The organism is Streptomyces callyspongiae (assembly GCF_047200695.1).
Taxonomy (GTDB): domain Bacteria; phylum Actinomycetota; class Actinomycetes; order Streptomycetales; family Streptomycetaceae; genus Streptomyces.
In genome coordinates this window covers 167,258-189,518 of sequence record NZ_JBJZOM010000004.1, presented here as the reverse complement: position 1 = coordinate 189,518, position 22,261 = coordinate 167,258, and the positions used below count along the sequence as shown (strand labels likewise).

Genomic DNA, 22,261 nt, shown 5'->3' with positions numbered 1-22,261 from the left:
GGAGCGCACGGGGTGCCGCGGGGCGGGACGGGGGCGCAGCTGACAGACTGTCGGGCAACCAGTGCCGGAACCAGTACGGGACGAGCGACGGAGGCGACGCGGTGTCGGATGGCAGGACCCCCGCGGACATCGAGGCGGACATCAAGCGCCGGCGGCAGGAGCTGGCCGTCGCGCTCGACGAGATCGCCGTGCGGGTGCACCCGAAGACGATCATGGGGGACGCGCGGGCGAAGGTCGCGGCGACGGTCGATCGGAAGGTGTCGGGCGTCCGGGCGTCGATGGTGGACGAGGACGGTGCGCTGCGTCCGGAGCGGGTGGTTCCGGTGGCGCTGGCGGCCGCGGTGGTCGTCGGGGGCGTGGTCGCGCTGGCGGTGCGGCGCCGGCGGCGCTGAGCGACTGGGATACGGTCGGGGGCGTGAGCGCCGAGAGTCCCGCATCCCCGCAGCACCCCGACAAGCTTCCCATCCGGATGCTGCACGATCGTGTGCTGGTGCGCACCGGCACCGTCGAAGGCGAGCGTCGTTCGTCCGGTGGCATCGTGATCCCGGCGACGGCCGCGGTGGGCCGGCGGCTGGACTGGGCGGAGGTCGTGGCGGTCGGGCAGAACGTCCGCACGGTGGAGCCCGGTGACCGGGTGCTGTTCGACCCGGAGGATCGTGCCGAGGTCGAGGTGCGGGGTGTGGCGTACGTGCTGATGCGGGAGCGTGATCTGCACGCGGTGGCCGCGGAGCGGCTGCGGGGTTCGGAGGATTCGACGGGGCTGTACCTGTAGGGCCTTCGATCCCGCAGGTCCCGCAGGACGCCGGGGCGTGCGCCGTGGTCAGCCTCCGTCGCTGGGGGCTGGTGTGCCGCTGGGCTGTCCGTCGGTGTCGCCGGTCGAGCCGGTGGGGTCGCCTCCCGTGGTGGTGCCCCCGTCGGTGGTGTCCCCGCCCGTGGTGTTGCCGCCGTTCCATCCACCGCCGGTGTCGGGGTCGGGGGGTGTGGAGGGCTGCTGGGTCTCGGTCGGTGTGGGGGCCGGTGTGCTGGGGGCGCCGGGCGAGGTGGGGGTTCCGGTGGGCGGTGCGTCGGTGGGGTTCTCGGTCTGCGGCGGTGCGTCGGTGTCGGGGTTCTCGGTGGGGGGTGCGCTGGTGGGTGTTGTCGGGCCCCGGGTGTCGAGGTCGAAGTCGCGGACGGGTTCGCCCTTCAGCGCTGCGGCGGTGTAGGCGCCCCAGATGCGGGCGGGTGGGCCGCCGCCGTTGACGCGGGGCAGACCGGCGGCGTCGTAGAGCGATTCCTGCGTTCCGGTCTCGGGGTCCTGGCCGAGGACGGTGATCACTGTTGCCAGTTCCGGGGTGTAGCCGGCGAACCAGGCGGCCCGGTCCTCCTCGGCGGTGCCGGTCTTGCCGGCGGCCGGGCGTCCGGCGGAGCGGGCGGCGGTGCCGGTGCCGGCCTCGACGACGTTCCGGAGCACGCCGGTGGTGGTGTCGGCGGCCTCCCGGGAAACGGCGCGGCGGTCGGTGGGTTCCGGCAGCGGGACGGTCTCCCCGCCTCGCATGATCTTCTGCACCAGGGTGTGGTCGCGGTGCATGCCGTGATTGGCGAGGGTGCCGTAGGCCTCGGCCATGTCGAGGGTGGAGGCGCTGGCGGTGCCGAGCGAGATCGAGGCGTCCTCGGGGATGTCGGAGGTCTTCTCGGGGAGCCCGAGGGAGAGCGCGGTCCGTTTCACGTCACGGACGCCGACGTCCACGCCCATCTGTGCGAAGACGGCGTTGATCGACTTGTCCATGGCTTCGCCGACGCTGACCCGGCCGTAGGAGACGTGGTCCTCGTTGGCGGGGGCGTAGTCGGTGGTCCGTCCGTCGACGACGACGGGGCGTCCGCTCGTCCCGTCGTAGACGGTTTCCGCGGTGATGGGGGTGCCGTCCTGCGTGGTGGCGTCGTTCTGGAGTGCGGAGGTGAGGACGAACGGTTTGAAGATGGAGCCCACCTGGTAGTCGTGGCGCGTCGCGGTGCTGATGAACTGCTCGACGTAGTTGCGGCCGCCGTACATGGCCACGACCTCGCCGGTCTGCGGGTCGAGGGAGGTGCCGCCGGCGCGTACGTAGGAGTCGACCGTGCGGTCCTTGCTCAGTTTCGACATCAGCTGTGCGTCGACGGCGTCGACGAGGGCCTGCTGCTTCTTTCGGTCGATGGTGGTGCGGATGGTGAAGCCGCCGGATTTCAGGCGTCCTTCGGTGAGGATGTCCGCGTCGACGAGGTAGTCGTTCACGGCGTTGACGAGGTAGCCGCGTTGTCCGGAGAGGCTGGCGGAGGGCTGGAAGGGGTCGGGTTCGGGGAAGGTGGCCGCGTTCCGCCGGGCGCGGGTGAGCCAGCCCTGTTCCTCCATGCCGTCCAGGACGTAGTTCCAGCGCGCGACGGCGCGTTCCCGGTTCTCCGGGTGTGCGCGGGTGTCGTAGGCGCTGGGTGCGTTGACGAGGGCGGCGAGGTAGGCGCTCTCGGTGGGGGTGAGGTCGGTGGCGTCCTTGCCGTAGTAGGCCTGGGCGGCCGACTGGATGCCGTAGGCGTTGCGTCCGAAGTAGCTGGTGTTGAGGTAGCCCTGGAGGATCTTGTCCTTGCTGACCTCGTTGTCGATCTTGATGGCGATGAAGAACTCCTTCACCTTGCGGGTGACGGTCTGCTCCTGCGAGAGGTAGTAGTTCTTCACGTACTGCTGGGTGATCGTCGAGCCCGACTGTCGTTCGCCGCCGGTGAGCATGTTCCAGGCGGCGCGGGCCATGGCGGGGAGGTTGACGGCGGGCTCGTTGTAGAAGTTGCGGTCCTCGGCGGCGAGCATGGCGTGCTGGGCGGGTCGGGCCACCTGGGAGAGCGGCACGTTCTCCCGGTTGAAGTCGCCGTCGACGGCGATGCGGCTGCCGTCGGAGTAGAGGTAGACGTTCGACTGGGAGACGGCGTGCCGGTTGGGCTCCGGCACGTCGACGAGCAGGTATCCGGCGACCATGCCGCCGATCAGGACGAGCAGTACCAGCAGCACCGAGCCGAGTACGCCGCGCCAGGAGGGGACGAACCGGCGCCGCCTGCCGGGGCGGCGTTCCCCGGCGTCGTCAGCCGTGCCGCCGGGGGTGTCCGGTTCCGGCGGTGTCCGGTCCTCGGGCCCCTCCGCGGGGCCGTACGGCTCGTGAGTCATGGTCCTGGGGTGCTCCCCGTCCTCGTTCGAGTGATCGCGCATGTCGGTCCGGACCCCACTGTCGCATCCCGTGTGGCGTGCCCGGACGCTCGGCGGTTCCGCGGTCGTGGCGTGGCGTGTGCCCCGGCGCGGCGGTGCGGTAATCCCGTTGAGCCCGTTCGTGGGTGCGGATAGGCTGCTCGGCTTGTGCCGGGCGGGGTTGTCGCCGGTCGGTGGGGTTTCTGTGTGAGACGGCGGAGGGGGCCGGAAGGATGCATCGGCTCGCCCTGTTCTTCGCGGTTCTCACCGGTACGTTCCGCCGCTTCGCCACGTATCGGGTCGCGACGTTGGCGGGCGTCTTCACCAACACCGTGTTCGGTTTCATTCTGTCCTTCACGTTCCTCGCGCTGTGGGATGCCCGCCCGCATCTGGGGGGATATGTGCGGTCGCAGGCGTTGACCTTCGTGTGGACGGGTCAGGCTCTGCTGGCCGCGGTGGCGCTGTTCGGCGGCGGGGCCGCGGAGGAGGTCCAGGCGCGCATCCGCAGCGGCGACATCGTGGTCGATCTCTACCGGCCGGTGGATCTGCAGGCCTGGTGGCTGGCCGCGGACCTCGGGCGGGCGGCGTTCCAGCTGGTGGGGCGCGGCATCGTCCCGATGCTGGTCGGGGCGCTGGTGTTCGATCTCGCGCTGCCGGGGTCGCCGCTGGTCTGGGTGTGCTTCCTGGTGTCGGTCTGGTGGGCGGTGGTGGTCGGTTTCGCGTTCCGGTATCTGCTGGCGCTGGGCGCCTTCTGGCTGCTGGACGGTCACGGGCTCGACACGCTCGGCACGCTGCTCGCCGTCTTCTTCTCCGGGATGCTGATTCCGCTGCACGTGTTCCCCGGCGCGTTCGGGGAGGTGGTTCGGGTGCTTCCGTGGGCGGCGATGCTGCAGGTGCCCGCCGACGTGCTGCTGGGGCGGTACCGGGGGGTGCCGGGCGTGGTGGGTGCTTTCGGTTTCCAGGCCGTCTGGGCGGCCGTGCTGCTGCTGGCGGGGCGGGCCCTGCAGGCCCTCGCGACGCGGAAGGTGGTCGTCCACGGTGGCTGAGGGACTGCTGCCGAGCGTGCGGGCCTACGGCGTCATCGTGGCCATGTGGGTGCGGTCCGCGCTGACCTACCGGGTGTCGTTCGTGGCCATGGTGGTGGGGGGTGTGGCCATGACGGCGCTGGACTTCGTGGCGATCGCGATCATGTTCGCCCACATCGACGAGCTCGGCGGGTTCTCGCTGCCGGAGGTGGCGTTCCTGTACGGCACGTCGGGCGTCTCCTTCGGTCTGGCGCACCTGCTGCTGGGGTCGTTCGACGGGCTGGGCAGGCGGGTGCGGGACGGCACGATGGACGTGCTTCTGGTGCGGCCCGTGCCGGTGCTCGCCCAGGTCGCGGCCGACCGGTTCGCGCTGCACCGCGTGGCGCGGGGGCTTCAGGCGGGGGTGTTTCTGGGGTGGGCTCTGCTGCGGCTGGACGTCGACTGGACGATGGGGCGGGTGCTGACCGTGCCGGTGGCGGTGGTGAGCGGTGCGGCGATCTTCGGTGCGGTGTTCGTTGCCGGCGGGGCGTTCCAGTTCTGGGTGCGGGACGCCGCCGAGGTGCAGAACTCGTTCACCTACGGGGGCACGACGATGCTGCAGTACCCGCCGACGGTGTTCGGCAGGGAACTCGTCCGCGGCGTCACGTTCGTGGTGCCGCTGGCGTTCGTGAACTGGCTGCCGGCGCTGTACGTGCTGGGGCGGGAGGATCCGATGGGCCTCCCGCACTGGGTGGATTTCGCTTCTCCCGCGGTGGCGGTCGTGTGCTGCGCGGTGGCGTCCCTGGTGTGGCGGGCTGGCGTGCGGAGCTACGTGAGCACGGGGAGCTGACGGAGGGGTGAGCGGTGTGGACGCGTGCATCGAGGTGGAGGAGCTCGAGAAGGTCTTCCGGGTGCGGCGGCGCAGGGGGCGCCGGCTGCGCCGGGAGGTGAGCGAGGTGCGGGCGGTGGACGGGCTGTCGTTCCGTGTGCCGTACGGGGAGATGGTCGGGTTCATCGGTCCGAACGGTGCGGGCAAGTCGACGACGGTCAAGATGCTGACGGGCATCCTCACGCCGAGCGGCGGCCGTCTCGAGGTGGTGGGCGTCGATCCGTCGCGGCAGCGTGCCCGGCTGGCCCGGCGCATCGGTGTGGTGTTCGGGCAGCGGACGACGCTGTGGTGGGATCTGCCGCTGCGGGATTCGTACGCGCTGATCCGGCGTCTGTACCGGATTCCGCCGGAGCGGTACCGCAGCAACCTGGAGCGGTGTGTGGAGCTGCTGGGTCTGGGCCCGCTGCTGGACGTGCCGGTGCGGCAGCTGTCGTTGGGGCAGCGGATGCGGGGCGACGTTGCGGCGGCGCTGCTGCACGATCCGCAGGTGCTGTATCTGGACGAGCCGACGATCGGCCTGGACGTGGTGAGCAAGGCGCAGGTGCGGCGTTTCCTGCGGGAGCTGAACGCGGAGCGGGGGACGACGGTGCTGTTGACGACGCACGATCTCACCGACATCGAGCAGCTCTGCGAGCGCGTGATGGTGATCGATCACGGCCGGCTGGTGTACGACGGTGCGTTGGCGCAGCTGCTGCAGGTGGGGGAGAGCGAGCGGACCCTCGTGGTGGACCTGGCCGAGGAGCTGCCCCCGATCTGCGGGGTGCCGGGCGCGCGGACGGTGCGGACGCAGGGGCCGCGGCAGTGGCTGGCGTTTCCGGCGTCGGCGAGCGCGGCGCCGGTCGTGGCGCGGATCGCCGAGGACTATCCGCTGGTGGACCTGTCGGTGCGGGAGCCGGACATCGAGGAGGTCATCGCGGCGATGTACGGCGGGCGGTGACACGGCGGGCGGCGTGGGGCGTGGTGACGCGGCGGGTGTCAGGGTGCGGCGCGGGCGGCCGCGTCCCGGTGCGGTGCGGGCGGGGATCCGGTGCGCAGGGTGGAGAGCGGCAGCGCGTGGGCCATGGCGCGGTATCCGTCGTCGTTCGGGTGCAGGTGGTCGCCGGAGTCGAGGTCGGGCCGGAGGCGCGCGGGGTGGGAGGGGTCGCGCAGTGCGGCGTCGAAGTCGGCGACGGCGTCGAAGACGCTGCCGGCGCGTATGCGGGCGTTGACGGCCTGCCGTACGGTCTCCTGCCCCGGCCGGTGGCCGCGGTGGCCGCCGCAGGGGGTGAGGGTGGTGCCGACGACGTGCACGCCGTGGGTGTGGGCCCGGCGGGTGAGTGCGCGGAGCCCGGCCAGGATGCGGTCGGGGTCGCGCTGTGGCGGTTCCTTGAGGATGTCGTTGAGGCCGAGTTGGACGACGAGGACGCCGACGCCGGCCCGGGAGAGGGCGTCGCGTCGCAGGCGGTGGAGCGCCGAGGGGCCGTTGGGCGGGTGGTGGTCTGCGCCGTCGGTGAGGATGCGGTTGCCGCTGATGCCCGCGTTGGCCACGCCGAGGCGGGGCGCGCCCGGTTCGGTGAGGAGGCGCCGGGCGAGGACGTCGGTCCAGCGGTGGTGGGTGTCGGGGGTGGCGGTGAGGCCGTCGGTGAGGGAGTCGCCGAGGACGGCGACTGTCCCGTCGGCGCGGGTGGTGTGTACGTCGACGGCGGTCAGCCAGTGCCAGGACGGGCTCTGTCGGGCGAAGGCGGTTCCTGTGACGTTGCGGGTGAGGTTGCCGGGTCCGGTCCAGTTGGTCTGCCGGGCGTGGGGGTGGTGTGTGGCGGGGCCGGGCGCCTCGGCGGTGTGGGTGGTGACCAGGAGGTTCGCGGCGGCGGGTACGCGGAGTGCCGTGCCGTCGCTGACGGCCTGCTCGCCGGGCGGGACGGTCACGGCCTGTTCGCCGTCGAAGGTGAGGGTCCGGGTCGTGCCGGGTCGCGTGGCGGGGCTGCCGGGGCCCGCGGCGAGGGCGACGGTGGTGTGGCTGATGGTCAGGGGTGTGTCGCCGAAGAGGTTGGAGAGGTGGATGCGGACTCGGCTGCCTCCGACGGAGGTGTGGACGGCGTTGCGCACCGAGGTGTCGGTGAAGGTTCCGCGGGAGCCGGGTTCGGCGGAGGCGGGGGCGGCGGCCCAGGTGGTGGTCCACCGACCGGGGGCGGTCGGCTGCGCCGCGCCGGCTCCGGGTGCGGCCGCGGTGCCGCCGCCGGCTTCCCCGGCCGTGTCGCAGCCGGTGAGGAGGCCGGTGACCAGGAGCAGCAGTGCGGCGAGGGCTGCGGGCAGCGCGCGGGCCGGGCCTGGGGTCATGCGCGGTGCCTCTCCTCGGGGCTGTCGGTGCGGGTCCGCCGTTCGGGGGATCTCCATGCTCCCACGGCAGGTCGGGCCCGTCCGAACGGACGTGCGAGGGGGAGGTGGGCCCGGTGGGCGTGCCCTCCGGCCGTGGGGGCCGGAGGGGACAATGGCGGGCGGGCCGCACGTCGTGGCCCGGACGGGTGGAGGCCATGAACCAGTCGACAACGGGTGAGACCTCCGCCGCGGGGGGCGCTGCGAGGGGCGCCGCTCCGCGGGGGATGGGCGTGTTCACGGCGGCGGACGAGGAGCGGCAGCGCGGTGTGCGCCGCATGAAGGCGATCGCGACGGGCGCTCTTGCTGTGATGGCCGTGGTGTTCGGGTCGGCCCGCTGGGCGGGGGCCTCGGGCGCCGGGGAGTGGGCGGGGTACGTCGCGGCCGCGGCGGAGGCGGGGATGGTCGGTGCGCTCGCCGACTGGTTCGCCGTCACCGCGTTGTTCCGGCGGCCCCTGGGGTTGCCCATTCCGCACACGGCGATCATTCCGACGAAGAAGGACCAGCTGGGGCGGACGCTGGGCGATTTCGTGGGGGAGAATTTTCTCGCCGAGGAAGTGGTGCGGGTACGGCTGCGCGCGGTGGGGATCGCTGCCCGGCTGGGGCGTTGGCTCGCGGAGCCGGAGCACGCGGACCGGGTGACGGCGGAGTCGGCGACGGCGCTGCGCGGGGCGCTCACCGTGCTGCGCGACGCCGACGTGCAGGCGGTGGTGGGGGAGGCGATCACGCGCCGGGCCGAGGTGCAGGAGGTCGCGCCGGGCCTGGGGCGGATGCTGGAGGGGATCGTCGCCGACGGCGGGCACCGGCGGGTCGTCGACCTGGTGTGTGCGCACGCCTGCTGGTGGCTGGAGGAGCACGGCGATGCGGTGCGGGAGGCGGTCAGCGGCGGGGCGCCGGGCTGGACGCCGCGGTTCGTGGACCGCAAGGTCGGGGAGCGTGTCTACCGGGAGCTGCTGCGGTTCCTCACGGAGATGCGGGACGCGCCGGAGCATCCGGCCCGCGGTGCGATCGATCGGTTCCTCACCGATTTCGCGGGCGACCTGCAGCACGATTCCCGGGCGAGGGAACGTGTGGAGGGACTCAAGCGGGATGTTCTCGGCCGGGACGAGGTGCAGGAGCTCATCGCCTCGGCGTGGGCGTCCGTCCGGGCCATGCTGGTCTCCGCGGCGGAGGACGAGCGCAGCGAACTGCGCGTGCGGGCGCGGGCCTCGCTGCTGTCGCTGGGCCGCCGGATGTCGGAGGACGACGGGCTGCGCGGCAAGGTCGACGCGTGGGTGGAGGGCGCGGCGACGCATGTGGTGACCACGTACCGGGCGGAGATCACCTCGCTCATCACGGAGACGGTCGCGGCCTGGGACGCCGAGCACACCTCGCGCAAGATCGAGGCGCACATCGGCCGTGACCTGCAGTTCATCCGGATCAACGGCACAGTGGTCGGTGCGCTCGCCGGGCTGGCCCTCCACACGGTCGTCCACGCGTTCGGCGTGTGACGGCGGGCGCGCCCGTCAGGCCGCTCCGGGGAGCTGGACGGTGGTGCCGGACGCGGCGGACGCCCGGGCGGCCTCCAGGACGCGGAGTGCCTCGGCGGCTTCCCGCGCGGTGACGGGTGGCGCGCCCGAGGTGCGCAGGGCCTGCCCGATCTGCCGGTAGTAGGCGGGGTAGTCGCCCGGCAGGCTCGGTACGGGCCGGGCCGTCTCCAGGTCGCCGAGGGTGCCCCAGGCCTCTTCCGGTTCCACGCCCCAGGGCTGTGTGGTGCGGGGCGTCCGGCCCGCGCGCAGATCCGCCTCCTGCGGGTCGAGACCGTGGGTGACGTAGGCGGCGGTGCTGCCGAGGACGCGGAAACGCGGCCCGAGCTGGGCGGCGGTGGCGCTCATCCACAGGTGGGAGCGCACGCCGCCGGTGTGGGTGAGGGCGACGAAGGTGTCGTCGTCGGCCTCGGCGCCCGGCCGCCGCACGTCGGCCTCGGCGTAGACCGTGCGGACGGGGCCGAACAGGGCCAGTGCCTGGTCGACGAGGTGGCTGCCGAGGTCGTAGAGGAGTCCGCCGATCTCCGCCGGGTCCCCGGACTCGCGCCAGCCGCCCTTCGGGCGCGGCCGCCAGCGTTCGAAGCGGGACTCGAAGCGCCGCACGGTGCCGAGCCGCCCGTCGGCGATCAGTGAGCGGAGGGTGAGGAAGTCGCTGTCCCAGCGCCGGTTCTGGAACGGGGAGAGCAGCAGTCCGCGCTGCTCGGCGAGGTCCGCGAGGTGCTCGGCCTCGGCTGCGGTGGCGGCGAGCGGCTTGTCGACGACCACCGCCAGTCCCGCGGTGAGCGCCTGTTCCGCCAGCGGCACGTGCGTCCGGTTGGGCGAGGCGATCACCACCAGGTCCAGGGCGTCGGCCCGTGCGAGGAGCTCCTCCGCCGTGGCGACCGTCCGCACCCGGGCGCCGTGGTCGCGGGTGACGCGGGCGCGGCGGCCGGGGTCGGCGGTGACGACGGTGTCCAGGACCATGCCGTCGGTGGTGGTGATCAGCGGCGCGTGGAAGGCGGCGCCGGCGACGCCGTAGCCGACGAGGCCGACCCGCAGGTCCGGTGTCCGGGGTGATGCGTTCATCCGGCCAGTCTCGCAAGGCGGTTCCCGTAGCCGGTCCTCGGCCGGGCTGCGGCGGCCCGGGCCGCCGGTAGGGTGAAAGTCACCGCACCGACCCACCTCGCAGGGAGCGCCCCGTGGCAGAGCGTCAGCCGATCGCGTCCTGGCTCACCGACATGGACGGTGTGCTGATGCACGAGGGAGTGCCGGTGCCCGGCGCCGACGCGTTCATCAAGCGTCTGAAGGAGTCGGAGCGCCCCTTCCTGGTGCTGACGAACAACTCGATGTACACGCCGAGGGATCTGCACGCCCGGCTGTCACGGATCGGGCTCGACGTGCCCATCGGGAACATCTGGACGTCGGCGCTGGCCACCGCGCAGTTCCTCGACGACCAGCGTCCCGGCGGCACCGCGTACGTGATCGGGGAGGCCGGGTTGACGACGGCGCTCCACGACATCGGCTACGTCCTCACCGACCACGAGCCGGACTACGTGGTGCTGGGGGAGACGCGGACGTACAGCTTCGAGGCGCTGACGAAGGCCATCCGGCTGATCGACTCCGGTGCCCGCTTCATCGCGACCAACCCCGACGAGATCGGGCCGTCCGTGGAGGGCGCCCTGCCGGCGACGGGCGCGGTGGCGGCGCTGATCACGAAGGCGACCGGCCGGGAACCGTACTTCGTCGGCAAGCCGAACCCGCTGATGATGCGGGCGGGCCTGAACGCGATCGGCGCCCACTCCGAGACCACCGCCATGATCGGGGACCGGATGGACACCGACGTCCGCGCCGGCATGGAGGCGGGTCTGGAGACGTTCCTCGTCCTCACCGGTGTGACGCAGCCCGGTGAGGTCGACACCTTCCCCTACCGCCCGTCGTCGGTGGTGGATTCCATCGCGGACCTCGTCGAGCGCGTCTGACCTCCTCCCGGCGGGGCGTTCCTGCCGTCCCTGCCCGCCTCACCGGGGCGGGGGCGCCCGCCACCCGCGCGGCGCAGTGCTGCGCCGTCCCGGGATGCGGGGACCGGCGGGCCGGGTGATCTTCGAGGCAGCGACCCGGAGGTACCCATGGCCCCTGCACAGTCTGCTCCTGCCCGTCGACGTGCGCTCCGCGCGGTCGGACGGGTCGTTTCGGTGACGGCCGCCACCGCGGCCGTCGCGTGTGCCGCGCCGCAGGCGGTGGCGGCCGCGGCGGACAGTCCGGCGACGGTGCGCGGCCCGGACCCTGCGGTCGACCTGGTCGAGGTGTCGCCGCGCCGGGCGGAGCCGGGCACGGTCGTCCGGGTGCGCGTCGAGGTGTGCGAGGTCGACCGCAGGGCGCTGGCGACGTCCGTGGCGTTCGAGGCCGACGTCCGGCTGGAGCGCGGTGCCGACGGTTCGTTCCACGGCTCGGCGCGCATCAGCGTCGACGCCGAGCCGGGTACGTACGGGGTGACGGTGGCGTGCGGGGTGGACGCCCGGGCCGGGCACCAGAGTTCCTTCAGGGTGGTTCCCGGCGAGGGGGTGCGGGAGCCGCGCGGGCGGCCGGACGACGGCGCCGACCGGTGGGACGCCGGGCGGGAGGACCACCGGGACCCCGACGGTCACGACGGCGGATACCCGGGGCACGACGGCCGTGACGAGCCCCGGCCGCCGCACGCGTCCCCGGTGGCCCCGGTGCGCGCGGGCGGCGGTGGCACGGCGGGAGGCGACGCCGACGGCACGGCCGCCGCCCAGCGCGTCGGCCTCGCGATGGCCGGGGGCGCGGCGGCCGCCGGCGCCGTCGTCTGGGGCGTCCGCCGGAGGTCCCGTGCCCGCGCGGGCGGGTGACCGGGGTGGCAGCCGGAGGTGGGGCGGACCCGCAGGTGCCGCACGGCGGACGGTCCGCGGCACGGGGCCGCGTCGTGACCGGCTTGCTCTGGGCCCTGCTGATCGTGGGGCTGTGGATCTGGGGGCGGGCAACGGCGGGTGCGGAGGGCTCCGCGGCCGGTGACCCGTCCGCCGCGGCGCAGGGCGTCGGCAGCGCCGTCCCGCTGCCTGCCGCGCACGAGCCCCTCGAGGACGTGGCGCGGCCGGTGCGCCTGCGCATCCCGGAACTCGGCATCCGGGCACAAGTGCGGCGCACCGGTCTGGACGCGCGTGGTGGTGTCGCGGCACCGTCCTACGCCCGGGCGGGCGAGGTCGGCTGGTACCGGCGCGGCCCCCGGCCGGGAGGTGCCGGTGCCGCGCTGCTGGTCGGGCACGTCGACACCGACACCCGCCGCGCCGTCTTCTACCCGCTGAGCACCGTGGTCCGCGGCACCCGGGTACAGGTCACCGGCGCGGACGGCAGGGTCATGGAGTTCACCGTCGAGTCGACCGAGGTCGTTCCCGGCGACGGGTTCGACGCCGCACGCGCCTACGGGCAGCGCGAGGACGGCCGTGCCGAGCTGAAGCTCCTCACCTGCGGCGGCACCTACGACCGCGGTACCCGTGCCTACTCGTCGAACGTCGTCGTCACCGCCTACCTCACCGGCACCCATGCGTCCGCCTAGGCACGTCCCGCTCCTCACGGTCCGGGCGGCGGCCGCCCTTGCGGCGGCGGCGCTGCTCGCCGGCTGCCTGACGTCCTCGCAGGGGACGTCCGGGGACGGCGCGCCGGACGACGCCGCACGGTTCGGGAACTCCCCGTTCTGGGACAACCCGTCGGGCAGCGCGGAGCGGCAGGTCGCGGCGTACCGGGAGGAGGGGGAGGACGCCAAGGCGGAGCTGCTCCGGCTGATCGCCGAGCGCCCGGTCGCGGAGTGGCTGGGCGCGGAACGGCCCGGACGGCAGGCGCGCCGCTACACCGCGGCCGCAGACCGGGCGGGCAAGCGTGCGGTGCTGGTGCTGTACAACCTTCCGCACCGGGACTGCGGCCAGTACTCGGGCGGGGGCGCACCGGACGCCGCCGCCTACCGTGCGTGGCTGGACGAGGTGGTGGCCGGCATCGGGCCGCGGCCCGCGACCGTGGTCGTGGAGCCGGACGCGCTGCCGCACCTGCTGCAGGAGGGCTGCACTCCGCGGGAGTTCCACGCCGAGCGGTACGCCCTGCTGCACGAGGCGGTGCGGCGTCTGGCGGGCCTCGCGGACACCGAGGTGTACCTGGACGCCGGGAACCCCGGCTGGATCGAGGACCCCGGGGCGTTGGTGGAGCCGCTGCGGCGCGCGGGAATCGACGCCGCCGACGGATTCGCGCTGAACGTGTCGAACTTCCGGACGACGGCGGCGAACCTCGCCTACGGGAAGCGGCTCTCGGCGATGCTGGACGGTGCTCACTTCGTCGTCGACACCAGCCGGAACGGCAACGGGCCGGGCCGTGGCCGTGGAGAGGCGGCCTGGTGCAATCCGCCGGGCCGGGCGCTCGGCGACCCGCCGACCGTGCGGACCGGCGAGCACGGCGTGGACGCCTACCTGTGGGTGAAGCGGCCGGGGGAGTCCGATGGTCCGTGCGGCGGGGCCCCCGAGGCGGGGGAGTGGTACCCGAGCTACGCCCTGGCGCTGGCGCGCAACGCCCGGCCGTGAGCCGTCGACGCTTCGAACGGTGGGGCCGAAGCTCTGCCGGGCGCCCGCTCCGGCCGGCCCGTTCGCCGGCAGGGGCGCCCCGCCGCGGAGGCAGTCGTCTCAGAACGCCTGGTCGGCGTCGGGGCCTTCGGCGACGGTCCGGGGCGACTGGGCGGACGGTGACACCGCGACCTTCAGCCAGACCGCTTCGGACGGCACGCCGCGGTCGTCGACCGCCGTCAGCATGTACCAGCCGGGCGGCACCAGCCAGGGCTCCTCGGGCAGTGTGACCCGCACGCCGCTCTTCCGCCGGGTGAACTCCAGCGCGACGGAGCGCTGTTCGACGTTGGTGACGTGCGTGAAGGCGCCGGGCCGGATGAGCCGCATCCGGGCGATGCTGCGGGCGTCGGGGGTGGGGTAGGTGAGCGAGTCGCCCGGGGCCGCCGTCTCGCGGCCCCGGCGGGTGTCGTGCAGCACCGGCCGGGTGCCGCCCCGGTGCAGGTAGGGAGGTTCGTAGATCTCGATGCGCTGCTCGAACTCGCCCGGCCGGGTGTTGTCGGCGTCGGAGAAGAGGGAGTCGGAGCCGAAGGTCATCACCCGCCCGTCCGGCAGCAGCAGGCCTCCGGAGTGGTAGTTGCGGCCGACCAGCGGTGCGGCGACCTGCTCGAAGCGTCCGGTGTCCGGGTGGAACACGGCCGCCCGGAGCACGTTGCTGTCGGACTTGCCGCGGTAGCGGCCGGAGCCGTTCGTGGTGAGCACCGTGTCGTCGGGCAGCACGACACTCGTGGGGTAGCGGACCGGGGCGTAGAGATCGGGTCCCCGGGTGAAACGGGGGCTGTCCGCGTCGAGGTCGACCAGTGCGGTGCGGTCGGTGGAGCGGGGGCTCTCGCCGACCCCGCCGCCGCCGAGCACCATGTACTCCTGGTTCTGGGCGGGCGGCAGCAGGACGGACATGGAGGTCTCCAGCAGGTCCGGGTCCCGCAGGCCGGGCACCTCGGTGAAGCGGTTGCTCTCCGGATCCCACAGGCCGGGGGTGCGGCCCACGTCGGCCGGACCGTAGCCGGCGGTGGAGCCGGTGTAGAAGATCTTGCCGTCCCGGGCGAGGAACAGCGCGGGGTAGGTGGGGAAGAACCGCGTCTTCGGCAGGTACTCCCAGGACTGCGTCCGCGGGTCGTACACCTCGTTCTTGCCGGGGACCACCTGGCCGATCTCGTCGAGGCCGGAGACGGACAGCACGCTGCCGTCCTCGAGCGTCGTCAGCGTCGGGTACCAGCGTGCCTCGCCCATCGGGTCGACGGTGATGTAGCGCTCGGCCACGGGGTCGAACTCGTAGGCGTCCTTGATCCCTTGGAAGTCCTTCTTGTCGAAGGAGAGTTTCTGCGCGATGCCGTAGACGTTCTGCCGCTCCTTCCCCCGCAGCCCGTGGATGCGGTACTGGTCCTGTGTGCCGGTGGCATGCGCCCGCCCCTCGGCGCGCGCCTCGACGTACACCCGGGCACTGCCGGGGTTGACGTCCACCTCGCCGGTGTCGGGGTCCACCGTCTTCTTCGCCCGCGGGACGAGGAGGTTGCTCTGCGCCTCGAAGGTCTTGCCGTTGCGCCGCCCGGTGAACAGCGTGCCCTGGTCCAGGGTCTTCGCGCGGTCCGGGTTCTCGTTGTAGACGATCATGAGGCCGCCTGCCTTCTCGACGTCCCCCTCGAGCGTCTCGTAGCGCTGGGTGCCGCCGGCGACGAGCAGGTTTCCGTCGGGCAGTTGGGTGTGGCCGGCGCAGAACAGGTCGGCGGGCGTGGGGATGTTGGTGAAGGTGTTGTCGGCCGGGTCCCAGAGCACGGTGCGGAAGGTGCGGGCGTCGAACATCGCCGCATCGTTGCCCGAACCGGCGACGAGCAGCACCTTGCCGGTGTGCAGGAGCGCCGCGTGGATCGTGTTGATCCGGTACCGCTCCGGGATGTCCACGACGTGCCAGCGCCCGTTCTCCGCGAGGTACCCGGGCCGGTCGATGCGGTACTCGTGGTACGTCTTCGCGGCGAAGTCGTACAGCACCGGTCCGTTGAGCCCCGCCAGGATGAGTGCGACGGTCGCTCCGACCGTCAGGCGGCGGGTGCGGCGGCTCGGGCGGTACGGCATCCAGGCATCCTCGAAAGAGTGTCAACCATCATATTTCGGTCATGCGGTGTCCATACGATAGTGAATCGGGCGGCCCGGGGGCTGCTGCCGGGCACGCCGTGTCGCTGCGGCCTGCCCGGCGCCCCGCCGCGCACCAGGCGCCCGGCCGGGTGCGGGGACGCCTGCGCCACCATGGCTGCGTGACGGACACCGACGACGACGCACGCGTCCCCGCCTTCTGGCAGGCCCTCGGCCTGCCGGGAATCGTCGACGTGCACACGCACTTCATGCCGGACCGCGTCATGGCGAAGGTGTGGGCGTACTTCGACCGCGCGGGACCTCTCACCGGCCGCCGCTGGCCCATCGCCTACCGCACCGGCGAGGAGGAACGCCTCGCCACGCTCCGCGGGTTCGGCGTACGGCGCTTCACCTCGCTCGTCTACCCGCACAAGCCCGGCATGGCCGCCTGGCTGAACTCCTGGGCCGCCGGCTTCGCCGCCCGCACGCCCGACTGCCTGCAGACCGCGACGTTCTTCCCCGAGCCGGATGCGCCCCGCTACGCGGCGGAGGCGGTCGACGCCGGCGCCCGGGTGTTCAAGGCCCACGTGCAGGTGGGCGCGTACGACCCCCGTGACCCGCTGCTCGACCCGGTGTGGGGGCTCCTGTCGGACGCCGGGATTCCGGTGGTGACCCACTGCGGCCACGCCCCGGCGCCCGGACCGCACACGGGGCCGGGCGCCGTCGCGGAGCTCCTCGTCCGGCACCCGCGGCTGCCGCTGGTCGTCGCCCACATGGGCATGCCCGACTACGGCGCCTTCCTCGACCTGGCGGAGCGCTACCCGCGGGTGCACCTCGACACCACCATGGCCTTCACCCGGTTCGGTGAGGAGCAGGCACCCTTCCCCCGCGCCCTGGGGCCGCGTCTCGCTGCGGCCGGCGACCGCGTGCTCTTCGGCTCGGACTTCCCCAACATCCCCTATCGGTACGGCGAGGCGCTGCGGGCCCTGGAGACCCTGGACCTGGGCGACGCCTGGTTGCGCCGGGTGTGCTGGGAGAACGCCGCGCGCCTGTTCCTGCTCTGAGTCCCGGCGGCGGGGTCACCGCCGGCCGCGGGCGATGATCTCCCGGAGGTGCGCCGTCGTGCCGCAACCGGCAGACAGGTGCGTGTTCCGCGCCGCCAGGAAGGCGTCGGCCAACTGGGCGCGCCGAGCGTCCGGAACGTGCTCGCGCGCGTCGTTGAGGAGCGTGCGCTCCTCCTCGTCCAGGTGGTGGGTCACCGCGGCGACGAGGTCCTCGAGCTTCTCGTCCCACTCCGGGGAGGAGACGTCGGACACCTCCAGCAGGGCCAGCAGCGCCTCGTTGCCCTCCTGGTGCTCGTGCACGCCGTGCTCCACGTCCTCGTCGTCGACGGAGGGCCGCCGGGCGAGATCGGGATAGACCTTTTCCTCCTCCGCCTCGCCGTGCGCGACGAGGAGCGCAGCGAACTCCGCGAGCGCCCCGGCACGGTCGGCCTCGGCGTTCCGCATGGTCCGGAACAGCTCCTCCATCCGGCGGTGGTCCTCAAGGATCAGCTCGACGACATCGTGGTGTGCGGACGACATGGTCTCCCTCTGCGTGTGCTGACGGACAGTGCCGTTCGGCGTGTGTCCGCTGCGGCCGCCGGTATGCACGCCGGAACGTGCTGTTCACCCGGGAGCGCGACGCCTGCTCACCGCTCCGGGACCTGCTCCGGTGCGGGCGGCGCCAGGGGCGTCAGCTCGCCGCGACGTGGACGGAGACACCGGCGAGCACCGTGCTCATGATCCGCCGCTGCACCCGCAGCCGGTGCGGGCGGCGCCGCAGGAAGGCGGAGAGGGAACCGGCGGTCGTCGCGATCAGTGCGTTCACCGTCACCGCGATGCAGATCTGGGCGAGCCCCAGCACGAGGCTCTGTGCGGCGATCGACCCGCGGTCCGGGTCGACGAACTGCGGCAGCACCGACAGGTACAGCACGGCGATCTTCGGGTTGAGCAGGTTCGTCACCAGCCCCATCGTGAACAGCCTGCGCGGCCGGTCCACCGGCATCGGCTCCGGGTCGAACACCGACGCCCCTCCCGGGCGCAAGGTCTTCCACGCCAGGTAGGCCAGGTACGCCGCTCCGGCGAGTTTCACCCCGAGGTAGGCGCCGGGCACGAGGGTGAGCAGGGTGGTGATGCCCGCCACGGCCGCGCCGAGCCAGAACAGGAAGCCGGTGGCGACCCCCAGCAGCGAGACCAGGCCGGCCCGGCGCCCCTGCATGACGGAACGGGACACCAGGTAGATCATGTTGGGCCCGGGGGTGAGGACCAGCCCGAGTGCGACGGCCGAGATGCCCAGCAGGGCCCCGGTGGTCACCACGTCCATGACATCTCTCGCTCCGATCGTCGCCGGTCACCCATCCTGTCCGGACATCCCGCCGGTCACCAGTGGTTTTCCGGCCGTGCCGACGACCACCGTCGCCCCGTGCGAGGCGGACGTGTCGACCCGTCCGGCGAGTCCGGCCGCCGTGACGAGGGCGCTCGCCTCCGCCGCCTGGTGCTCGCCGGTCTCGAAGAGCAGCGATCCGCCCGGGGCCAGCCAGGAGCCCGCCTCGGCCGCGACCCGTCGCAGTACGTCCAGCCCGTCGGTGCCGCCGTCCAGGGCGAGGCGTGCTTCGTGCAGCCGAGCCTCGGCGGGGAGCAGAGCGATCTCGCCGGTGGGCACGTAGGGCACGTTGGCCAGCAGCAGGTCCACGCGTCCTCGGAGCGCGGAGGGGAGCGCGGCGCAGAGGTCGCCCTCGTGGACCCGGCCGCCGAACGCGGCGGTGTTGCGGCGGGCGCACGCCACGGCGGCCGGGGCGAGATCGGCCGCGTGCAGGTCGACCGGGCCGTCCGCGGCAGCGGCCAGCGCGGCCCCCAGCGCGCCCGTGCCGCAGCACAGGTCCACCACCGTCGCTCCCGGCGGGGTGAGGGCGAGGGCCACGTCGACGAGGAACTCGGAACGCCGCCGGGGCACGAACACTCCGGGGGCGACGGCGATGCTCAGGCCGTGGAACTCGGCCCGGCCGAGGACCTGCTCCAGCGGCAGGCCGTCGGCACGGTCGAGGAGCATCCGCTCCAGCGAGGCGGGATCAGGCGCCGCGTTCAGCAGCAGCCGCGCCTCCTCCTCGGCGAAGACGCAGCCGGCGGTGCGGAGACGGGCGGTCACGGAGGTGAAGGAGAGGGATGAGGCCGGGGTCGGCATGGGAGGGAGCCCTTCGGGACGCGTCGGACGCGAAGGCTCTCCCCGGTGTCATCCGCGGCGGCGATCGCCCGGACGGCGGCAGGGAGGCAGCGCCCTGCGGACTGCTGCGGCAGTGATCGGGCTCACCTCCTCGGCGGGTGGGATGACGTCGCGCGTCACGCTATCGCAACCCGCCCCGGCGCAGGCGGATTTCTCAGCGCTTGCCGAAGCCGCTGTCGTGGTCCCAGAGGTGGGTGCAGGTGGGGCACTGGAGGTGCAGGACGCGGCCGCTGTGCGCCAGCAGGTAGCGCCAGTGGGCCGTGCAGGTGCCGCTCCCCGCACAGGTGTCGCAGTCGCGGTTGTCCCGGCACCGCGGGCAGTCCACCCAGGCGCGTCGGGCCCGGTCCGCCTGCGGGTCAATCGGCAGCACGGCCACTCTCCCGGGGTGGCAGCACACCGGCTGCCACCAGCATGTCGAGGGTGCGCTGCTGCTCCTCGTCGAGACCGCTGTAGAGGAGGTCGTGGGCCTGCTGCTCACTGCGCAGCACCTCCACCGGATCCCAGGTGTCGCCGAGTGCCGCCAGCACGGCGGCGCGCCGACGGGCCTCGTCCGTGGTCAGGTCGAAGGCGACGGTGTGGAGGTCGGCGGGGTCGTGGGTGCTCATGGGCACCTCTTTCGGATGGTCTTTCGGTACGACAATCCACCGACTATCACGCGTGTGGAGTATTCCGGTATGTCCTGGCCCACACTGTGCCGAACCGATCCGACCGGTCCTGTTCCGCCGCGTCGCAGACGGGACCGGGCGCCGCGCGCGAGGGGGGAGGGGCGGCGGAACAGTCACCGCCCTCCCCCCTCGCGACCGGTGGTCAGGCTCCGGCCGCGGTGCGGTCCAGGGCGAGACGCGCGTACAGCGCCGCACCGTCGGCCATCACCGAGTCGTCGAAGACGGCCAGCGGCGAGTGGTTGTTCGGTGAGGTCTCCGGATCGGCACCCGGAGGCGGCGAGCCGAGCATGGTCATCGCCCCGGGAATCTCGTCGAGCACCCGCGAGAAGTCCTCCGCACCGGCCAGCGGCTGCGCCATCGGCTGGAACCGCTCCTCCCCGTGCAGTTCCGCGACGGTACGGGAGACGAAGTCCGCCTCCTCGACGTCGTTCACGGTGACGGGGTAGGTCTCGGTGAACTCCGCGTCCACCTGGAGGCCGTGTGCCGCGGCGATGCCCCGGCACACCTCCACCGTGCCGTCCTTCACCCGCGCCTGCGCGGCCGGGGAGAAGGACCGGACGGTCGCCTCGAAGGTGGCGCTGTCCGGGATCACGTTCTGCTTGGTGCCCGCGTGGAACGTGCCCACGGTCAGGACGACCGGGTCGAACACGTCGAAGGAGCGGCTGATCCAGGTCTGCAGCGCGGTGACCATCTCGCAGGCTGCGGGGATCGGATCCTTGGCCCGGTGCGGCATCGAGCCGTGCCCGCCCGCGCCCCGGACCGTCACCGTCAGCACGTTCGACGCGGCCATGGCGGGACCGCTCCGGGTCGCGAACCGTCCGGTCGTGTGCCCCGCGGAGAGCACGTGGAGGGCGTAGGCCGCCTCGGCGCGTCGTCCCGATGCGTCCAACACCCCCTCCTCGACCATCAGGCGCGCGCCGTCGTAGCCCTCCTCGCCGGGCTGGAACATGAAGACCACGTCACCGGCGAGGCGGTCGCGGTGCTGCGCCAGCAGGCGGGCCGCACCGGTGAGCATCGCGGTGTGGAGATCGTGTCCGCAGGCGTGCATGGTGCCCGTCTCGGCGGCGAAGTCCAGCCCGGTGCGTTCGGTGACCGGCAGGGCGTCCATGTCCCCGCGCAGCAGCACCGTCGGCCCGGGCGCGGCCCCGCGCAGCACCGCCGTGACGGAACTGAGCCGCTCGCCCGTGGTCACCTCCAGCCCCAGACCGTCGATCTCGGAGAGCACGGTCTCCTGGGTGCGGGGCAGGTCGAGACCGGTCTCCGGGCGGCGGTGCAGCGTGCGCCGCAGCCGGACCAGGTCGTCCTGGAGGGCCCGGGCGTCCTCGAGCAGATTCATCTGAGGGAATGCCTCCTTCGGCAGGGTGCGGGGTCAGGACCGCGGTTCGCGCACGAGGAACGTCGCCCCGAACGAGATGGCGGAGGCGGCGGCGGCGAGCCACGGCACGAGACCGATGTGCCCGGCACCGGCCAGCGCTTCGGCCACCATCGGGAAGGTGCCCCCGAAGAGGCCCACGGCAACCGTGAACGGCAGACCCATGGCGACCACCCGGATCATGACCGGGAAGAGCCGCGCGAAGAAGACGTTGAAGAGCGCGAGCGGCGCGGCCAGGCAGAGCAGGTGCAGCATGGTGGCCAGCCACACGGGAAGGAGGCCCGCCCCCATCGCCTCGAAGATCGGGACGGTGCACAGCGCCAGCAGCGCGAGGCCGGCACGGGCCGTCCGGGCGGACCCCACGCGGTCGGCGATGAGTCCGGACGTGGCCATCGCCACGATCAGCAGGGTCAGCGGAGCCAGCATGGACGCGGTGCCGTCCGCGCCCGAGATCAGGCCCAGGCGCTCCGCGTACTGCGGCAGGTAGGTGGTCCCGAAGTAGTAGCTGACCGTGATGCCCAGGGTGGTGAGGAACACCGCGACCATGTTGCGCGAGGAGGAGCGGAACAGCCGGCGCCGCTCCGCCGCGGCGGCGGCGGGCTCCGCGGTCTTGCCGGAGTCCGCGGTGAACTCGCCGGATTCCTGCGCCATACGCCGCACCCAGAGGGAGAGCAGGCCCAGGAGACCCGCGATGACGAAGCCGATGCGCCAGCCGCCGTCGGTGACCCCGTCCTCGCCGAGCACGGTCAGCATGGCGGTGAGCACGCCGAAGCAGAGGATGTTGCCGACGATGATGCCGCTGTAGCTGATCCCGCTGTAGAGGAAGCGCAGGCGCTTGGGAGCCGTCTCGGTGACATACGCCGCCGCGCTCGGGTTCTCGCCGCCCATCGACAGGCCCTGGACCAGGCGCAGTGCGACCAGCAGGATCGGGGCGGCCACACCGATCTGCTCCGTGGTGGGAAGCGCCGCCACCAGGAACGAGGCCCCCGAGATCAGCCCCATCGAGAGCATCAGGCCGAACCGGCGGCCCCGCCGGTCGCTGATTCTGCCGACGATGTAGGAACCGAACGGACGGACCACGAACCCGACCGCGAAGCCCAGATAGGCGCCCAGCAGCTTGGCGAGCGGGTCGTCACCGGGGAACATGTGCGCGGCGAAGTACGGGGCGAGGACGGCGTAGATCGTCCAGTCGAAGGACTCGACGACGCCGCCGACCGTCGCTGCCAGCAGTTCGCGCCGTCCGTTGCCCTGCGGTTTCGCCGCCTCCGCGGTGGTGCCGGCAGGTTTCTGCACGGACACCGAGTCGGTTGGGGCCATGGTGCGTCCCTTCGTGGTCGCGGGTACGCGCG

At 73.0% G+C, this 22,261-nt stretch carries 22 protein-coding genes; 11 read left to right on the top strand and 11 right to left on the bottom strand.

Going from position 1 to position 22,261, the window contains the following annotated elements; genetic code table 11:
- The first annotated feature begins 101 nt into the window (after positions 1–101).
- The gene (locus ACL06G_RS05120) at positions 102–392 is read left to right on the top strand and encodes a DUF3618 domain-containing protein (protein WP_412785538.1); all 291 of its coding nucleotides are present in this window, start codon (positions 102–104) and stop codon (positions 390–392) included.
- 23 nt (positions 393–415) lie between these two features.
- Positions 416–772, top strand: a complete 357-nt coding sequence (locus ACL06G_RS05115) for a GroES family chaperonin (RefSeq protein WP_412785539.1) — start codon at positions 416–418, stop codon at positions 770–772.
- A 48-nt stretch (positions 773–820) separates the two neighbouring features.
- On the opposite strand, the gene ACL06G_RS05110 is transcribed toward ACL06G_RS05115, so the two are convergent.
- The gene (locus ACL06G_RS05110; protein WP_412785540.1) at positions 821–3,163 is read right to left on the bottom strand and encodes a transglycosylase domain-containing protein; all 2,343 of its coding nucleotides are present in this window, start codon (positions 3,161–3,163) and stop codon (positions 821–823) included.
- Between the two features lie 251 nt (positions 3,164–3,414).
- On the opposite strand from ACL06G_RS05110, the gene ACL06G_RS05105 reads away from it, so the two are divergent.
- Genes ACL06G_RS05105 through ACL06G_RS05095 form a run of 3 tightly spaced genes read left to right on the top strand, consistent with a single transcriptional unit; the run spans position 3,415 to position 6,011 of the window.
- The gene (locus ACL06G_RS05105) at positions 3,415–4,227 is read left to right on the top strand and encodes an ABC transporter permease (protein ID WP_412785541.1); all 813 of its coding nucleotides are present in this window, start codon (positions 3,415–3,417) and stop codon (positions 4,225–4,227) included.
- 43 nt (positions 4,228–4,270) lie between these two features.
- Entirely contained in the window at positions 4,271–5,035 is a 765-nt protein-coding gene (locus ACL06G_RS05100) for an ABC transporter permease (RefSeq protein ID WP_412785645.1), read from the top strand.
- 7 nt (positions 5,036–5,042) lie between these two features.
- Positions 5,043–6,011, top strand: a complete 969-nt coding sequence (locus tag ACL06G_RS05095) for an ABC transporter ATP-binding protein (RefSeq protein WP_412785542.1) — start codon at positions 5,043–5,045, stop codon at positions 6,009–6,011.
- A gap of 38 nt (positions 6,012–6,049) precedes the next feature.
- On the opposite strand, the gene ACL06G_RS05090 is transcribed toward ACL06G_RS05095, so the two are convergent.
- Entirely contained in the window at positions 6,050–7,390 is a 1,341-nt protein-coding gene (locus ACL06G_RS05090) for an SGNH/GDSL hydrolase family protein (protein ID WP_412785543.1), read from the bottom strand.
- Positions 7,391–7,584: 194 nt separating this feature from the next.
- On the opposite strand from ACL06G_RS05090, the gene ACL06G_RS05085 reads away from it, so the two are divergent.
- A complete protein-coding gene (locus ACL06G_RS05085) occupies positions 7,585–8,916 on the top strand; it encodes a DUF445 domain-containing protein (RefSeq protein WP_412835483.1) in 1,332 nt (443 codons plus the stop codon).
- 15 nt (positions 8,917–8,931) lie between these two features.
- Here the strand turns inward: ACL06G_RS05085 and ACL06G_RS05080 are convergent, their stop codons facing one another.
- Positions 8,932–10,017 (bottom strand): Gfo/Idh/MocA family oxidoreductase, encoded by a 1,086-nt coding sequence (locus ACL06G_RS05080; protein WP_412785545.1) that lies wholly within the window; start codon positions 10,015–10,017, stop codon positions 8,932–8,934.
- A gap of 113 nt (positions 10,018–10,130) precedes the next feature.
- On the opposite strand from ACL06G_RS05080, the gene ACL06G_RS05075 reads away from it, so the two are divergent.
- The 4 genes from ACL06G_RS05075 to ACL06G_RS05060 all read left to right on the top strand — a co-directional run bounded on the left by ACL06G_RS05075 (position 10,131) and on the right by ACL06G_RS05060 (position 13,511).
- Positions 10,131–10,910, top strand: coding sequence for an HAD-IIA family hydrolase (locus tag ACL06G_RS05075; protein ID WP_412785546.1), 780 nt, complete (start codon positions 10,131–10,133; stop codon positions 10,908–10,910).
- A 213-nt stretch (positions 10,911–11,123) separates the two neighbouring features.
- A complete protein-coding gene (locus ACL06G_RS05070; protein WP_412785547.1) occupies positions 11,124–11,798 on the top strand; it encodes a hypothetical protein in 675 nt (224 codons plus the stop codon).
- Positions 11,799–11,872: 74 nt separating this feature from the next.
- Complete coding sequence (locus ACL06G_RS05065) at positions 11,873–12,502, top strand: class F sortase (protein ID WP_412835482.1); 630 nt, start codon at positions 11,873–11,875, stop codon at positions 12,500–12,502.
- On the top strand, positions 12,489–13,511 hold the full coding sequence (locus ACL06G_RS05060) for a glycoside hydrolase family 6 protein (RefSeq protein ID WP_412785549.1): 1,023 nt from the start codon (positions 12,489–12,491) through the stop codon (positions 13,509–13,511). The genes ACL06G_RS05065 and ACL06G_RS05060 overlap by 14 nt, the downstream gene beginning before the upstream one ends.
- 99 nt (positions 13,512–13,610) lie before the next feature.
- Here the strand turns inward: ACL06G_RS05060 and glxA are convergent, their stop codons facing one another.
- A complete protein-coding gene (gene glxA / locus ACL06G_RS05055) occupies positions 13,611–15,617 on the bottom strand; it encodes a radical copper oxidase GlxA (protein ID WP_412835481.1) in 2,007 nt (668 codons plus the stop codon).
- A gap of 179 nt (positions 15,618–15,796) precedes the next feature.
- Between glxA and ACL06G_RS05050 the strand changes: the two genes are divergently transcribed.
- The gene (locus ACL06G_RS05050) at positions 15,797–16,678 is read left to right on the top strand and encodes an amidohydrolase family protein (RefSeq protein ID WP_412785551.1); all 882 of its coding nucleotides are present in this window, start codon (positions 15,797–15,799) and stop codon (positions 16,676–16,678) included.
- Between the two features lie 15 nt (positions 16,679–16,693).
- Here the strand turns inward: ACL06G_RS05050 and ACL06G_RS05045 are convergent, their stop codons facing one another.
- The 7 genes from ACL06G_RS05045 to ACL06G_RS05015 all read right to left on the bottom strand — a co-directional run bounded on the left by ACL06G_RS05045 (position 16,694) and on the right by ACL06G_RS05015 (position 22,229).
- Positions 16,694–17,197, bottom strand: coding sequence for a hemerythrin domain-containing protein (locus ACL06G_RS05045; RefSeq protein ID WP_412785552.1), 504 nt, complete (start codon positions 17,195–17,197; stop codon positions 16,694–16,696).
- Positions 17,198–17,348: 151 nt separating this feature from the next.
- A complete protein-coding gene (locus ACL06G_RS05040; protein ID WP_412785553.1) occupies positions 17,349–17,972 on the bottom strand; it encodes a LysE family translocator in 624 nt (207 codons plus the stop codon).
- A 33-nt stretch (positions 17,973–18,005) separates the two neighbouring features.
- Entirely contained in the window at positions 18,006–18,836 is an 831-nt protein-coding gene (locus tag ACL06G_RS05035) for a putative protein N(5)-glutamine methyltransferase (protein WP_412785554.1), read from the bottom strand.
- 193 nt (positions 18,837–19,029) lie between these two features.
- Positions 19,030–19,245 carry a hypothetical protein gene (locus ACL06G_RS05030; protein WP_412835480.1) on the bottom strand — a complete coding sequence of 72 codons (216 nt, stop codon included), beginning with the start codon at positions 19,243–19,245 and terminating at the stop codon, positions 19,030–19,032.
- Positions 19,232–19,480 carry a DUF6400 family protein gene (locus ACL06G_RS05025; protein WP_412785556.1) on the bottom strand — a complete coding sequence of 83 codons (249 nt, stop codon included), beginning with the start codon at positions 19,478–19,480 and terminating at the stop codon, positions 19,232–19,234. The genes ACL06G_RS05030 and ACL06G_RS05025 overlap by 14 nt, the downstream gene beginning before the upstream one ends.
- Positions 19,481–19,682: 202 nt before the next feature.
- Positions 19,683–20,876, bottom strand: coding sequence for a M20 metallopeptidase family protein (locus tag ACL06G_RS05020; RefSeq protein WP_412785557.1), 1,194 nt, complete (start codon positions 20,874–20,876; stop codon positions 19,683–19,685).
- A gap of 33 nt (positions 20,877–20,909) precedes the next feature.
- A complete protein-coding gene (locus tag ACL06G_RS05015) occupies positions 20,910–22,229 on the bottom strand; it encodes an MFS transporter (RefSeq protein WP_412785558.1) in 1,320 nt (439 codons plus the stop codon).
- Between the last annotated feature and the right edge of the window lie 32 nt (positions 22,230–22,261).

Excerpts from the sequence above, each read along its gene's own strand:
- ACL06G_RS05045 (WP_412785552.1), bottom strand. The coding sequence starts at position 17,197 with ATGTCGTCCGCACACCACGATGTCGTCGAGCTGATCCTTGAGGACCAC.
- ACL06G_RS05105 (WP_412785541.1), top strand. The coding sequence starts at position 3,415 with ATGCATCGGCTCGCCCTGTTCTTCGCGGTTCTCACCGGTACGTTCCGC.
- ACL06G_RS05090 (WP_412785543.1), bottom strand. The coding sequence starts at position 7,390 with ATGACCCCAGGCCCGGCCCGCGCGCTGCCCGCAGCCCTCGCCGCACTG.
- ACL06G_RS05015 (WP_412785558.1), bottom strand. The coding sequence starts at position 22,229 with ATGGCCCCAACCGACTCGGTGTCCGTGCAGAAACCTGCCGGCACCACC.
- ACL06G_RS05110 (WP_412785540.1), bottom strand. The coding sequence starts at position 3,163 with ATGACTCACGAGCCGTACGGCCCCGCGGAGGGGCCCGAGGACCGGACA.
- ACL06G_RS05035 (WP_412785554.1), bottom strand. The coding sequence starts at position 18,836 with ATGCCGACCCCGGCCTCATCCCTCTCCTTCACCTCCGTGACCGCCCGT.
- ACL06G_RS05080 (WP_412785545.1), bottom strand. The coding sequence starts at position 10,017 with ATGAACGCATCACCCCGGACACCGGACCTGCGGGTCGGCCTCGTCGGC.
- ACL06G_RS05025 (WP_412785556.1), bottom strand. The coding sequence starts at position 19,480 with ATGAGCACCCACGACCCCGCCGACCTCCACACCGTCGCCTTCGACCTG.
- ACL06G_RS05085 (WP_412835483.1), top strand. The coding sequence starts at position 7,585 with ATGAACCAGTCGACAACGGGTGAGACCTCCGCCGCGGGGGGCGCTGCG.
- glxA (WP_412835481.1), bottom strand. The coding sequence starts at position 15,617 with ATGCCGTACCGCCCGAGCCGCCGCACCCGCCGCCTGACGGTCGGAGCG.
- ACL06G_RS05100 (WP_412785645.1), top strand. The coding sequence starts at position 4,271 with ATGTGGGTGCGGTCCGCGCTGACCTACCGGGTGTCGTTCGTGGCCATG.
- ACL06G_RS05020 (WP_412785557.1), bottom strand. The coding sequence starts at position 20,876 with ATGAATCTGCTCGAGGACGCCCGGGCCCTCCAGGACGACCTGGTCCGG.
- ACL06G_RS05060 (WP_412785549.1), top strand. The coding sequence starts at position 12,489 with ATGCGTCCGCCTAGGCACGTCCCGCTCCTCACGGTCCGGGCGGCGGCC.